The organism is Proteus sp. TSJ240517 (genome assembly GCF_047921575.1).
Taxonomy (GTDB): Bacteria; Pseudomonadota; Gammaproteobacteria; order Enterobacterales; family Enterobacteriaceae; genus Proteus.
Map to the genome: position 1 here is coordinate 171,942 of NZ_JBLRMH010000007.1, position 12,982 is coordinate 184,923.

Annotated in this window: 11 protein-coding genes and 1 pseudogene; 8 read left to right on the top strand and 4 right to left on the bottom strand. The window is 39.5% G+C overall.

Annotated features, from left to right (window positions below; genetic code table 11):
* The first annotated feature begins 4 nt into the window (after positions 1–4).
* The 3 genes from ACNARN_RS13090 to ACNARN_RS13100 are packed head-to-tail and all read left to right on the top strand — an operon-like array spanning position 5 to position 2,718.
* The gene (locus ACNARN_RS13090) at positions 5–967 is read left to right on the top strand and encodes an ABC transporter permease (protein WP_198632427.1); all 963 of its coding nucleotides are present in this window, start codon (positions 5–7) and stop codon (positions 965–967) included.
* The gene (locus ACNARN_RS13095; protein ID WP_198626275.1) at positions 954–1,961 is read left to right on the top strand and encodes an iron chelate uptake ABC transporter family permease subunit; all 1,008 of its coding nucleotides are present in this window, start codon (positions 954–956) and stop codon (positions 1,959–1,961) included. Before ACNARN_RS13090 ends, ACNARN_RS13095 begins: the two co-directional genes overlap by 14 nt.
* Position 1,962: 1 nt before the next feature.
* Positions 1,963–2,718 carry an ABC transporter ATP-binding protein gene (locus ACNARN_RS13100; RefSeq protein WP_196533912.1) on the top strand — a complete coding sequence of 252 codons (756 nt, stop codon included), beginning with the start codon at positions 1,963–1,965 and terminating at the stop codon, positions 2,716–2,718.
* Positions 2,719–2,782: 64 nt separating this feature from the next.
* Here the strand turns inward: ACNARN_RS13100 and ACNARN_RS13105 are convergent, their stop codons facing one another.
* Positions 2,783–3,337: a TetR/AcrR family transcriptional regulator gene (locus ACNARN_RS13105; RefSeq protein ID WP_198620121.1), complete on the bottom strand. Its 555-nt coding sequence runs from the start codon at positions 3,335–3,337 to the stop codon at positions 2,783–2,785.
* Positions 3,338–3,424: 87 nt separating this feature from the next.
* On the opposite strand from ACNARN_RS13105, the gene ACNARN_RS13110 reads away from it, so the two are divergent.
* A complete protein-coding gene (locus ACNARN_RS13110) occupies positions 3,425–4,915 on the top strand; it encodes an MFS transporter (RefSeq protein WP_416304540.1) in 1,491 nt (496 codons plus the stop codon).
* Positions 4,916–4,953: 38 nt separating this feature from the next.
* On the opposite strand, the pseudogene ACNARN_RS13115 reads toward ACNARN_RS13110, so the two are convergent.
* A pseudogene (locus ACNARN_RS13115) lies at positions 4,954–5,154 on the bottom strand (hypothetical protein); the annotation flags it as partial.
* Positions 5,155–5,357: 203 nt separating this feature from the next.
* Positions 5,358–6,143, bottom strand: coding sequence for an AraC family transcriptional regulator (locus ACNARN_RS13120; protein WP_198620123.1), 786 nt, complete (start codon positions 6,141–6,143; stop codon positions 5,358–5,360).
* A gap of 446 nt (positions 6,144–6,589) precedes the next feature.
* Between ACNARN_RS13120 and ACNARN_RS13125 the strand changes: the two genes are divergently transcribed.
* The 4 genes from ACNARN_RS13125 to ACNARN_RS13140 all read left to right on the top strand — a co-directional run bounded on the left by ACNARN_RS13125 (position 6,590) and on the right by ACNARN_RS13140 (position 11,192).
* Positions 6,590–9,010 (top strand): DMSO/selenate family reductase complex A subunit, encoded by a 2,421-nt coding sequence (locus ACNARN_RS13125; protein ID WP_349443223.1) that lies wholly within the window; start codon positions 6,590–6,592, stop codon positions 9,008–9,010.
* Positions 9,007–9,648 carry a DMSO/selenate family reductase complex B subunit gene (locus tag ACNARN_RS13130; protein WP_109406736.1) on the top strand — a complete coding sequence of 214 codons (642 nt, stop codon included), beginning with the start codon at positions 9,007–9,009 and terminating at the stop codon, positions 9,646–9,648. The genes ACNARN_RS13125 and ACNARN_RS13130 overlap by 4 nt, the downstream gene beginning before the upstream one ends.
* Positions 9,645–10,544 (top strand): dimethyl sulfoxide reductase anchor subunit family protein, encoded by a 900-nt coding sequence (locus tag ACNARN_RS13135; RefSeq protein WP_416304541.1) that lies wholly within the window; start codon positions 9,645–9,647, stop codon positions 10,542–10,544. Before ACNARN_RS13130 ends, ACNARN_RS13135 begins: the two co-directional genes overlap by 4 nt.
* 78 nt (positions 10,545–10,622) lie before the next feature.
* Positions 10,623–11,192, top strand: coding sequence for a molecular chaperone TorD family protein (locus tag ACNARN_RS13140; RefSeq protein WP_198629963.1), 570 nt, complete (start codon positions 10,623–10,625; stop codon positions 11,190–11,192).
* A gap of 98 nt (positions 11,193–11,290) precedes the next feature.
* On the opposite strand, the gene norR is transcribed toward ACNARN_RS13140, so the two are convergent.
* Entirely contained in the window at positions 11,291–12,808 is a 1,518-nt protein-coding gene (gene norR, locus ACNARN_RS13145; protein WP_416304542.1) for a nitric oxide reductase transcriptional regulator NorR, read from the bottom strand.
* Positions 12,809–12,982 lie beyond the last annotated feature (174 nt).

The following is a 12,982-nucleotide window of genomic DNA, read 5'->3' on the forward strand; positions in this document are numbered from 1 at the left end:
TCGAATGAAAACGTTCCATTTATCATTGGGGATAGGGATTGTTGCTATCCTCTCAATGATCAGTCTATTTGTCGGCGCAGGAGATATTACTCCTGCTTCGCTTTTTTCTGATCCCGATATGCGCGATATCTTCTTTATCAGCCGTGTGCCAAGAACCCTATCATTATTACTCGCTGGTGGTGCCATTAGTGTTGCAGGTTTAATCATGCAACTACTCACTCAAAACCGCTTCGTTGAACCTTCTCTTGCAGGAACAACACAATCTGCAAGTCTTGGCTTATTAGTTGTCATGTTGCTCTTTCCAGCCGCTGGCATCTTTACCAAAATGATGGTTGCAACTATTTTTGCCCTTCTTGGTACTTTGTTATTTATGTTGCTTTTGCAAAGGATCACCTTAAAAACAACACTAATAGTACCTTTAGTGGGCATTATGCTCAGTGCAGTTATTGGCGCACTCACCATCTTCTTAGCGGTATATTTCGATTTACTGCAATCATTAGATGCATGGACAAGTGGCGATTTCTCAAGTGTGTTACAAGGCCGTTATGAGCTGTTATGGCTTGTCGGTGCGCTAGCAATCATGGCGTGTTGGGTAGCTGATAGCTTTACTGTTGCCGGAATGGGGCGTGAATTTTCCATTAACGTGGGACTCAATTACCGCAAAGTGATGATCATTGGGTTATCCATTATTGCACTGATTAGTGGTGTTGTGGTTTCCGTTGTCGGCGCATTACCTTTCCTCGGCTTAATTGTGCCCAATCTGGTGAGCTTAGTAATGGGCGATAACATCCGCAAAACCATTCCTTGGGTTTGCTTGAGTGGTGGTGCAATTGTTTTACTGTGTGATGTGATTGGTCGCCTTATTCGCTACCCATTTGAAATTCCTGCCAGCGTTATTTTAGGCGCAGTGGGTGCCGTTATTTTCCTTTTCTTAATATTAAAGCAGCAACGTTATGCAAAAAGTTAATTCATCCATAATTAGCAAATGTACTGGCGCTGTCGAACATAAGAAAACGCGCCTCTCACCTATGTCTCGTATTTGGTTATTATTAGGGGCATCGTTATTATCCATTGTGTTATTTATGACGATAAACCTAAACGGCAATATCTCTTATATTCTGACTCACCGTGCTTATATTGTACTTACAATGATTGTGGTAGCGTTTGCCGCAGGTGTTTCCACGATATTGTTTCAAACCATCGCGAATAACCGTATTTTGACACCCTCACTTATGGGGTTAGAAGCCCTGTTTGTATTACTACAAACTGTGTTTATTTTCTTTGAAGGGGATATGCCTGCCTCGTGGATGTTGAACCTATCAAAGTTCTTCTTAGAATCGACATTGCTGGTGCTATTTTCTGTTGTGCTCTATCGTTGGTTGTTTAGTTCGGTACGCTTTAACATTAACTTAGTCCTGATGATCGGGATTATTTTAGGCACTTTATTTCGTAGTTCAGCTACGCTATTACAACGTTTGATGGATCCCAATGAGTTTTCCGTCTTACAAAGTCGTATGTTTGCCACTTTCACCCGTGCAACGCCTGATCTTATCTTTTGTGCCTTAGCCATGATTGTGGTTGTCGGCGTTTTACTTTGGCGTATGCGTTATAGCTTTGATGTCATGGCATTAGGACAAGCCAATGCCATTAACCTCGGTATTAATTACCGCAAACAAACCACTTATATTCTGTTACTGATTTCTATTCTAGTGGCTGTATCAACAGCGTTAGTGGGTCCGTTAACCTTCTTAGGGTTAATTGTCGCTAACCTCGCTTATCATATCAGTGGCAGTAGCCAGCACCGTTTCTTGATGCCCGTAGCCTTCCTACTGGGCACTATTGCCTTAATCGGTGGGCAACTGGTTTTAGAATATGGCTTAAAAATGACAGGAACACTTTCTGTTGTGATTGAGTTTGTCGGTGGGATGTTCTTTATCTATTTGGTGTTAAGAAGACTTTAATATGATTGAAATCAGCAAAATATCAAAACGTTATCAAGACACGACCGTTCTCGATAATATTACAACAACAATTCAACGTGGCGGTATTACTTCGATCATAGGCCCTAATGGCGCAGGTAAATCCACACTACTTTCTGTTATTGGACGTCTATTACTTCCTGAAAGTGGCATGGTGAGCGTTAATGGTATGGATGTTGCTGCAACTGATAGCGATGTTCTTGCTAGAAATCTTTCAATACTGCGCCAAGAAAACCAGTTTGTTAGCCGTTTAACCGTAGAAGAATTAGTTGGCTTTGGTCGCTATCCTTACAGCAAAGGTCGTTTAACGCTCGATGATAAAAAAGTCATTGATGAGTCATTAGACTTTTTAAATTTGACTGAATTTCGTCACCGTTATCTAGATGAATTATCGGGTGGGCAACGTCAACGTACCTATGTTGCGATGGTGCTATGCCAAGACACAGAATATGTCATGCTTGATGAACCACTGAATAATCTTGATATGAAGCATGCGGTAATCATGATGAAACTTCTGCGAAAAGCAGCAGATGAATTAGGAAAAACCATTATTATCGTTATTCATGATATCAATTTTGCCTCTGTTTATTCTGACTATATTTTAGCCATGCGTAACGGACAACTGTATTATCACGGTTCACCAAAAGAGATCATGAAAGCAGAGATTATCGAAGATATTTTCGATACACCCGTTGACGTTAAAGAGCTAGATAATAAGCTAATTGCTATGTATTACTAATTCCATTTAGCCCTATTATCTTCAATAAAAAGCATGTTGTTCTTCTCATTAACAACATGCTTTTTTATTGCCTTTTCCCTTGCTGAAGTAACTCTGAATCAATATCTTCAAAGATAGATTGCCATTCGTTATCATCAATATCCATTAATCCAAAATAGCGCAGTAAAAAAGTGCCTTCTGTCGCTAAAAATGCCAATCTTGCCCGTTTTCCAGCTTCTGTTGTCATATCTACACCTGCTAATCGTTGCTGATACCACTCTTTTGTACTTTGTAGATATTCAGGCGTTTGCAGCAATGCTGCCATCAAACTCGCTCCTTTAGCAAAAGAGACTTTGTCATGATTATGAGTGGCATGAATATGTGCAGTGACTCGATTTTCAGGTGAGTTATCGTTTTCAACGATTTTTTTAAATTGCGTTTCATAACTGCCTTCCCAGTGCTCAAACATCGCATCAATCATTGCTTCTTTGCTACTAAAACAGTATTGAACGCCCCCTTTTGAGATCCCCATTTTTTTTGCAACAGTATCAATCGTTAATGCTGCCGCTCCTTGCTCCATGACAATGTCGAAGATAGCTTCTAACAGTTTTTCTCTATCAATGGTTCTTTGACGTCCCATAAAAAAAACCTCTTTTCAATACGTTCGTATGGATTTATATTATAGCCGCTAGTAAAAATAATACACATAAAAATAACTGAGATTTCTATGATAAAAGATTATAAACGTTGGATAGTATTACTTTTGGTATCTAGCATGCTGTTTCTCATTGTTGTTGATGTAACCGTGCTTTATACCGCATTGCCACGTTTAACTTATGATTTAAACGCAAGTGCTTCAGAAAAACTTTGGATAATGAATGCTTATCCATTAATTGTTGCTGGATTATTACCCGCAGCAGGTATGCTAACCGATAGAATTGGTCATAAAACGCTGTTTATCTGTGGTCTTCCTCTTTTTGCGATTGCCTCTCTATGTGCTGCTTTCTCACCGACAGCAACCACTTTAATTGCTTCTCGAGCTTTTTTAGCCGTGGGTGCCGCAATGAGTATGCCTGCAACACTATCAATCGTGCGCCAAGTTTTTAGCGATCCACAAGAACGAGCTATTGCGATTGGTATTTGGTCTGCGGTTGCTTCTGGCGGAGCTGCTTTAGGGCCTTTAATTGGTGGCATGTTACTTGAACATTTTTGGTGGGGTTCTGTCTTTTTAATTAACGTCCCTATTGTGCTTATTGTCTTGCCGTTCTCTATTTGGCTTATTCCTAAGTTTTCGGGATATGGTGATCATAAAATTGATTACTTAAGCTCAGTACTCATTTTAGTGGGTTTGGTCAGTGCTATTTATGCCTTAAAAGAGATAGGAAAACCTTATACACAGTGGAATGAAGCGACGATTGCCGCCATTATTGCCGTAGTTTTCCTCACTCTATTTACTCTACGCCAACGTAAACAGACTCACCCGATGATTGACTTTAGGTTATTTAAAAACCGCTTTTTTAGTATCGGTATTTTAATGGCCGTACTTTCTATGGTGATCATTGTAGGCATTGAATTATTGCTTAGCCAGCGTTTACAGCTTGTTGCGGGTTTTACTCCACTGAATGCAGCGCTGGTCATTTTACCTATTCCTATTGGCTCTGTACTTGCTTCTCCCTTGGCAGGTTATTTCTTGGTGCGTTTAGGTGAAGTTCGCTTAATTATTGCTGGATTTATGCTTACTTTGGTGGGAAATCTGTGGTTAATTGCTGTTTATCAAACAACATCTCCAATGGTGTTAATCGGTAGCTTATTCTTAATCGGCTTTGGTTTAGGTATTATCTTTACCTCGGCATCTACGTCAATTATGTTGAGTGTCGCAGATAGGCAAGCGGGAATGGCGGCATCAATTGAAGATGTAGCTTATGAGCTCGGTAGTGTGATTGGTGTGACATTTATGGGCAGTTTGATGAGTACCGTGTACACCTTAAAACTGATATTACCTGACTCATTAACAATTGATGATGCGGTATATGACAGTTTAGATGAGGCTCTTATTGTGGCAGAAAAATTGCCAAATGACATGGCTTCTCTTGTGATATCTCAAGCAAATATCGCCTTTGAAAATGCCTTTTTTGTCGTGCTAACCGCGGCCGCAATTATTACGGCACTTAGCTTAGTGGTTCTACCTTATTGTTTACGGAATGAGGTGCGAAAGTAAAATTGTTTTGATAATAGCTATTTGCACATTTTTGTAGAAATTAAAGGACAGTTATCTCCTAGGTGACGTTGTTTTCTGTCACGACTTTGTTTATCTGAAAGAAACTGTCGTTTAAAAATTGCATAAATTTTTAAACCATTCGAATATTCAATAGTTGGATTTTCTTCAGACTGAGTTGTTAACCAATCAGAGCAATCATGTTCCACAATAACACATTGTTCTTTAAGAATTAATCCCACAAACATATCTCTATACTAAAAGAGAGCAAAGTATAAAAGAGATAAAATAATAGAACTATCTTCTAAAGAAAATATTTATTAAGAATACTATTCCTACTTATTTAAATAAAATTAACATCTAACTTAAAATAAGAGTATATCTATTTTTAAACTCAAAAATTATCTATATTTAATTTAATTAGAGAATTATTTTATTATTCATATTAAAACCGATCAATATCCAATGCATCCATACTAAAATGAGAAGGCGATTGTCCCATCTGTTTTTTAAACATTGTTGAGAATGAGCCAGCGCTGTTATAACCCAAATCAAAGGCAATCTCGGTAATACCGCGTCCTGATAAGATTTGTGTTAATGAATTTAATAAACAGACTTGCTGTCGCCATTGTGAAAATGACATTCCTGTTTGCTGACGAAAAAATCGGCTAAAAGAGCGCTCACTTTTATGTAATTTATCTGCCCACTGTTGCGGTAAAGAATCTATTTTAGGATTACGGATAAAATCACGGCATAATTTAGCTAATTTACTGTCTTGTGGAATAGGCGCAAAAAACGGTAATGGTTTTGCTTTCGATAATTCACATAGGATTAACTGCATTAAAAGACCATCTCGCCCTTTTTTGTCATATTCCGCAGGTACATCAACAGCTTCAAGTAACAACTGACGAAAGAGAGGAGAAACACTTAACACTTCACACTGTTTACTATGACGAGGAGCAGCAGAAGGCTCGATATACAAGCTTCGCGTACTCACATCTAACATACGAGTTTCATGCCCTGTTTCTGGCGGTATCCATACGCCACAAGACGGTGGAATAACCCACTCACCATCATTGGTACTCACTTCAATTAAGCCTGTGGCAGGATATAAAAATTGAGCTCGACGATGTTGATGCGTTTCTAACAACGTATTAGGCAGATAGTCTGTACCTAGCGCAATAACATCTCGGTCAAGTGAATCAACGCTTTTTAAAGGTACATTTCTCACAATTTAAACCACTCTCTTTTTATTTTCTTCCTTTTAATATAGCAGTTATCCCACGCTCTACACACTGGCAAATAATAACCTATATAATTAAAATCGTTATATATTTAAATATATAGCTAAAATACCTTATGCGAAATTTCAACCTTCTTGATATCTATTTAACAAACCCTATTAACAATCAAAAAACGAGCTTTTAACACCTCTCGTAAATAGGCTGAAATTCAAATGTCATTGTCTGGTTTTAGAATGTTGGCAAAAGATTAATCAACTACTATCCCTCTCGCAGAGGTTATTTCGAGCATTCTGCAATTATCTATGCATTCAATAATAATGCAGCGGATACCAGACATTCCCTTTATTCATAGCCTAGAAAAAACACGCACATTCTTTATATCAAGTATCGGGTATATCGGGATCCGCCTATTATGTTTAAGGTAGAGTTCATTATGAGCAATCAGTCCGATCACGATAGTGATACAAAGAGCATTCTCAACGATGTTAGCCGCCGTCACTTTATTCAAGCGAGCTCAGCATTAGTTACCCTTCCTTTTCTCGCATCAAACTCTTTTGCTGCGACAACAGATAACGCTATCCCAGTAAAATCAATAACAACCGAAGATGGAGAGCGCGTTGTTTCAACCTGTAGTAGCTTTGACTGTGGAGGTAAATGTGACATTCGTGCCCATGTAAAAGATGGCAAAGTCACCCGTATTAGCACACGCCCAGATGCTGATTTAGATGAAGAGATGCCCATTATGCGTGCCTGTGTACGAGGCCGTGGTTATCGTAAATTTGTCTATCACCCAGACCGTTTAAAATACCCAATGAAACGCGTTGGAAAACGTGGCGAAGGCAAATTTGAGCGCATCAGTTGGGAAGAAGCCACCACGCTTATCGCACAAAATATGCAACGCATTAACCAGCAATATGGTCCAGCGTCTCGCTTTGTGAGTTTAAGTACGGGCGTTACTGGCGGTATTTTCTCAGGTGCGAATATGTTACGTCGCCTATTTAATATCACTGGCGGTTTTCTGGAAAACTATCACTCTGTCAGTAACGGCAATACCCTTGCGGTCACGCCTTATACATACGGCACCGCAGCCAGTGGCAGTACATTAGATACGTTAGAAAATACCCCTCTCGTGATTTTATGGGGTCATAATCCTAACGAAACTATTTTTGGTCATTCAAACCATTTTTTCCAAAAAATGAAGAAAAACGGCACTAAATTTATTGTTGTTGACCCTCGTTATTCTGATACCGCCTCTTCTTTAGCTGATCAGTGGATCCCTTTATTACCCACGACAGATAACGCGATGATGGATGCGATGATGTATGTCATCGTCAGCGAAAACCTGCATGACCAAGCCTTTATTGATAAATACACAATCGGCTTTGATGAGCACCAAATGCCAGAAGGTGTGGGTGAAAATGAGTCTTTAGTTGCCTATTTAATGGGTAAAAAAGATGGCATTAAGAAAACCCCTGAATGGGCTGAAACCATCACTAAAGTACCTGCCGATACTATTAAAAAATTAGCGCGTGAATACGCATCGACAAAACCTGCTGCATTAATGCAAGGCTGGGGGCCTCAACGTCATATTTGTGGTGAACGGACGGCGCGTGGCGCTACTTTACTCGCCACTATCACGGGGAATGTGGGAGTGCGTGGTGGTTGGGCTGCGGGTTATGGAATGGCATTAAATTCTGAACTGCGTAAAACCATCGCAGGGCCAAGCCTATTAATCAACCCAGTAAAAGCGAAAATCAATATCACCAACTGGGTACAAGCGTGTGAAGATAAAAGTTTAGTCACACCACAAAATGGGTTACTGAATGCAGAGAAACTTGATACTGAAATCAAGATGATTTTCTCAATGGCCGGTAACTACATGACAAATCAAAATACCGATATTCTTCATGCTGCGAAAGTACTTGAAGATGAATCGAAAGTCGAGTTTATCGTCTGTAGTGATCTCTATCTTACGCCAAGTGCAAAATACGCCGATATTTTACTACCAGAAACCAGCTTCCTAGAACGTTGGAACATCGGTGGTACATGGAGTTATGGCGACTACATTATTCTTTCTGAAAAAGTAATTGAACCTGAGTTTGAGCGTCGCACTGACTACGATTGGTTACGTGAAGTTGCCGATAAATTAGGGGTAGGCGAACAATTTAGCGAAGGCAAAGAGACTGACCGTGATTGGATTGAATATTTAGTTAATGACGCGAGTGTTAAACGTCCTGAAGACGGTATTCCAACCTTTCAAGAGCTATTGGTTAAACGCCGTCATCTCTTAAAACATCGTCCTCATACGCAAAATGTGGCATTTGAGAAAAATATCCAAGATATCGAGAATAACCCATTCCCAACACCATCAGGAAAAATTGAGATCTTCTCTAAGCGTTTATATGACATGAATAATGTCGATATTCCTGCGCTTTCTCATTATGTACCCGCAATTGAGGGCCCCGAAGATACGTTAACGGATAAATTCCCTCTGCAACTTATCACATGGAAAGGGCGTAACCGCGCAAACTCAACACAATTTGCTAACCCTTGGTTGCAAGAAGTCCAACGCCAAGAACTGTGGATTAATCCGTTAGATGCCCAAGATAGAAACATCAAAGAGGGCGAGAAAGTCAAAGTGTATAACGATCGCGGGGTAACCATGGTTCCCGTCAAATTAACACAACGAATTATGCCTGGTGTTGTCGCCTTGCAAGCAGGTGCTTGGTGGCAACCTGATGCAAAAGGCATAGATCAAGGTGGATGTGCCAACGTATTAACATCATCTCGTAGCACCGCAATGGCACACGGCAATGCTCACCAAACATTATTGGTCGAGGTAGCAAAAGCATGAGTAAATTTATCGTTTATCCCGCAGTGAGTAGTAAACAGTTAGGATTTTATATCGATAGCGCTCGCTGTTCAGGTTGTAAAGCGTGTCAGGTTGCGTGCAAAGATAAAAATAACCTCGATGTCGGGCGCAAATTTCGTCGTGTCTATGAAATTACGGGTGGCGGGTATACCCGAAATCCTAAAGGCGCACTGATTAATAATGTCTTTGCTTACACCTTATCTATCTCTTGTAACCATTGTGACGATCCTATTTGCGTTAAAAATTGCCCAACAACCGCAATGCATAAGCGTGAAGGTGATGGCATTGTGATGGTAGATACAGACAAATGTGTCGGTTGTGGTGCTTGTGCGTGGTCTTGCCCTTATGGCGCACCACAAATGAACCCAGAAACCAAACAGATGTCAAAATGCGATTTTTGCATCGATTTACAGCAAAAAGGTGAACAACCCGTTTGTGTCGCTACTTGTCCGTTAGGTGCAATCCAATTTGGCCCTATTGATGAACTACGTGAACGCTATGGCGATTTAGATTATGTCACGGGTTTACCTTCCCCTGAAATAACGCATCCAAACCTTGTTATTAACCCACATCAGGGTGCCAATAATGACGGAATTAATAATAAGGGAGAAAGAAAATGAATGAATGGTCATTATTAATCTTCACATTTATGATGAATGCGGCCATTGGTCTTGCGCTAACAACAGGGCTTTTGGCTCGCCGCCTTTCTCATTATCTCAATGCAGAAAGCTACTATCGCTTTATGCTATTGGCCTTATTTGTTATTTGCGGACTAGCAGGTTTAGGCTCTATTGCCTCAATCACTCACTTAGGTGTGCCATTAAATGCCCCAAATGCGATTAGAAATGTTTTTTCCGCTTGGCTAAGTCGTGAAGTTGCTATCACAGCTATTTTTGTCGGTTGTCTAGGCTTAACCTTTTTATGGCTCTGGCGCACTCGCAAACTCTCAATGCTGTTATTAAGTACCAGTATTCTGATTGGGTTATTTGATATTTATTGCATGGCATCAATTTATCGCCACACCTCCATTTTGACATGGATGGATAACAACACGTATGTGATGTTCTTCGGGGCAATGTTAACGCTAGGTGCTGCAATTTTCTTTTTATTGTTCAAAATAGTGCAACGTGTCGGAAATAAGTTAGGTATTGAAATACCACAAACCTCTTTCCCAATGCGTTGGAAATGGCAACTATGGGGAATAATAGCAGTTAGCTTAATGGGTCGATTATTGTATCAACCTTTTTATGAGCAATATTTAACTAGCACTCTATATAGCCAAAATTCGGTGACATTCCCGTTATCGCCTATTCAAGTCTATTACTCCATTGGTTCGTTACGGACTACATGCTGGATCTTAGCAACCTTTGCAGTATTGGCTTGTGGTTATAGTTTAGTGAAATTCCTAGCCCCTAAAAATCAAGAGAAATCCACTGAGTCTATTTTTGCACTTGGCTGTGTTATCGCAATTATCGCTGACTTTATGTTGCGCTATGTTTTCTACTCAATTCACTAATTGCCATTGAGTATGTCGTTTAAATAATAAAAAAACAAACCTCATTAATCGGGGTTTGTTTAAGGAAATATCAAAATTATGAGCAGACTCTCTTATTATGCGGCTGCATTTAATTTATTGGGAATTTGTTATTTGTTCCCACCTGATGATGACACCAATAAAACTGCACTCAACTTTTTTAAAACTGGGGATTTTGTAGCACAGTGGCCTTGTAAAATTGAAAACCGTCTGTGTGAACGTTTAATTGATTCTGTGTCTATCGATACAGAGCAATTAAAAACCCAATGGCAAAATCTTTTTGTTGGCCCTAATGCATTGCCTGCCCCACCTTGGGGTTCGGTCTATTTAGACCCTGAAGGTTTATTACAAGGGGATTCTACCCTTGCGCTGAGTGAATTTTTAAAACGGGAACGTTTAAAAGTAAACACGCCTTTTCCAGAGCCTGTTGATCATATCGGTTTGATGCTATTTCAAGCGGCGGTATTGGCATCGGAAAAAAAAGAAGAAGCAGTTAATGAATTATTTTCCCTTCATTTAACCACATGGCTACCTCACTATTTAAATAAATTAAAAATGAGTGGGTATAGCCAATTTTATAGCACATTAACAGAACTGGTAACCATCACGGTGAACGCATTCAGAAAATAGAAATTTATTAACAACTTATCATCCTAACATAATTATTTAAGGTAATTTGGACCACGCACCCAAATTACCTTTTTTCATTAAGAACATCCCTTTTAAAATTATGATGATTTTAATCCCAAGCGTTTTGTTAAACGACGTAAATTAGCCGGATCAAGTGATAATTCTCGCGCGGTTGCTGCCCAATTTTGGTTATTACGCAGTAATGCTTGTTTGATTAAGTCTCGCTGAAATTCGTCCGTTGCTTCTTTTAGATTTTTTTCTTCTGAAGGTAACATTTGAGAACCAGAGTGAACTGGATTTTCAGCCCCTAAAGCAAAATGGCTCACTTGTAAAATAAGGCTATCAGTTTTATTTCCCGCTCTGGCTAAAACAATCGCTCGATGAATGGTGTGTTCTAATTCTCGCACATTACCTGGCCAAGAATAGTGTAATAAATAAAGGCGTAATTCTGGGCTAATAATCACTTGAGTAAGATTAAAACGTTGACGATATTGCTCACAAAAATAACCTACTAATAGCAGAATATTTTCGTCTCTTTCTCGTAATGGAGGCACATGCAGAGGGAAAATACTTAAACGATGAAATAAATCAGCACGGAAATTCCCCGCTAATACTTCTTCCCATAAATCACGATTTGTTGCTGCTAATACACGCACATTGACGCGTAAATTACGATCATCACCAATACGTTGAATATCACCATATTGTAAGACACGCAGTAATTTGGCTTGCAGTGATAATGATAACTCCCCTATTTCATCAAGAAATAACGTTCCGTTATCTGCCATTTCAAATTTACCACTACGATGACTAATTGCTCCTGTAAAAGCCCCTTTCACATGACCAAATAATTCACTTTCCGCCACGCTCTCAGGCAGTGCGGCGCAATTTAAATAGACTAACGGATTATCTGCACGATTAGACATTTCATGAATGGCTTTTACCACCAGCTCTTTACCCGTTCCCGTTTCGCCACTCACTAAAATATTCATATCTGCGGGTGCAACAATTTCTATCTCTTTTTTCAGTTGCATCATTGAAGGCGATAAACCAATAATTTCTGTTTTTACTGTGGGCTTAAACGTATTGGTTGGCGTAAATAACATATTTTGATTTTCAAGTTGCTCAATCAATAATGCATTATTTAATGCTCCTGCGGTTAATGCAGCAATTAAACGTAATTCTTCATCACTAAAGGTATCAAACTGATTAGGGTCCATTCCATCAAGCGTTAACGTACCAATTAAGTCTTGTCCCGCAAATAACGGCAATCCCACACAAGCATGCACTTTTAAATGCTCTCTATCCGGAATAAGCCCATCATAAGGATCGGGTAAATCACTATCCGCAGGAAAACGAACAACATCCCCAGCACGCGCAATAGTTTCAAGGCGTGGATGCCCTTCAAGTAAAAAGCGTCGCCCTAATACATCAGGCACAAGACCATCTATCGCCAATGGAATAAACTGATGAGGCTCATAACGAAGCAGAGCGGCTGCATCGCAATTTAGCACTTGCCGAAGCGTGGTCACAAGGCGTTGAAACCTATCTTGATGACCCACATCTTTTTGTAATTCAATGGCAATTTTAGCCAGCACATCAACAGAAAAGCCCATAAAAACACCTCATAGTCATTATGACTGTTATTATGGTCATTTTGACATGATAAAGATAGTCATATTGACAATATATAAATAGCCAACAAAATAAAAAACGTTATAAAACAACAAATTAAAAAATGGCACGCTTCTTGATTATATCAATACATATCCCTATGAAAAGATTAATGA

Coding starts and splice junctions, on each gene's coding strand:
- ACNARN_RS13100 (WP_196533912.1), top strand. CDS start 1,963: ATGATTGAAATCAGCAAAATATCAAAACGTTATCAAGACACGACCGTT.
- ACNARN_RS13095 (WP_198626275.1), top strand. CDS start 954: ATGCAAAAAGTTAATTCATCCATAATTAGCAAATGTACTGGCGCTGTC.
- ACNARN_RS13125 (WP_349443223.1), top strand. CDS start 6,590: ATGAGCAATCAGTCCGATCACGATAGTGATACAAAGAGCATTCTCAAC.
- ACNARN_RS13135 (WP_416304541.1), top strand. CDS start 9,645: ATGAATGAATGGTCATTATTAATCTTCACATTTATGATGAATGCGGCC.
- ACNARN_RS13140 (WP_198629963.1), top strand. CDS start 10,623: ATGAGCAGACTCTCTTATTATGCGGCTGCATTTAATTTATTGGGAATT.
- ACNARN_RS13090 (WP_198632427.1), top strand. CDS start 5: ATGAAAACGTTCCATTTATCATTGGGGATAGGGATTGTTGCTATCCTC.
- ACNARN_RS13130 (WP_109406736.1), top strand. CDS start 9,007: ATGAGTAAATTTATCGTTTATCCCGCAGTGAGTAGTAAACAGTTAGGA.
- norR (WP_416304542.1), bottom strand. CDS start 12,808: ATGGGCTTTTCTGTTGATGTGCTGGCTAAAATTGCCATTGAATTACAA.
- ACNARN_RS13105 (WP_198620121.1), bottom strand. CDS start 3,337: ATGGGACGTCAAAGAACCATTGATAGAGAAAAACTGTTAGAAGCTATC.
- ACNARN_RS13110 (WP_416304540.1), top strand. CDS start 3,425: ATGATAAAAGATTATAAACGTTGGATAGTATTACTTTTGGTATCTAGC.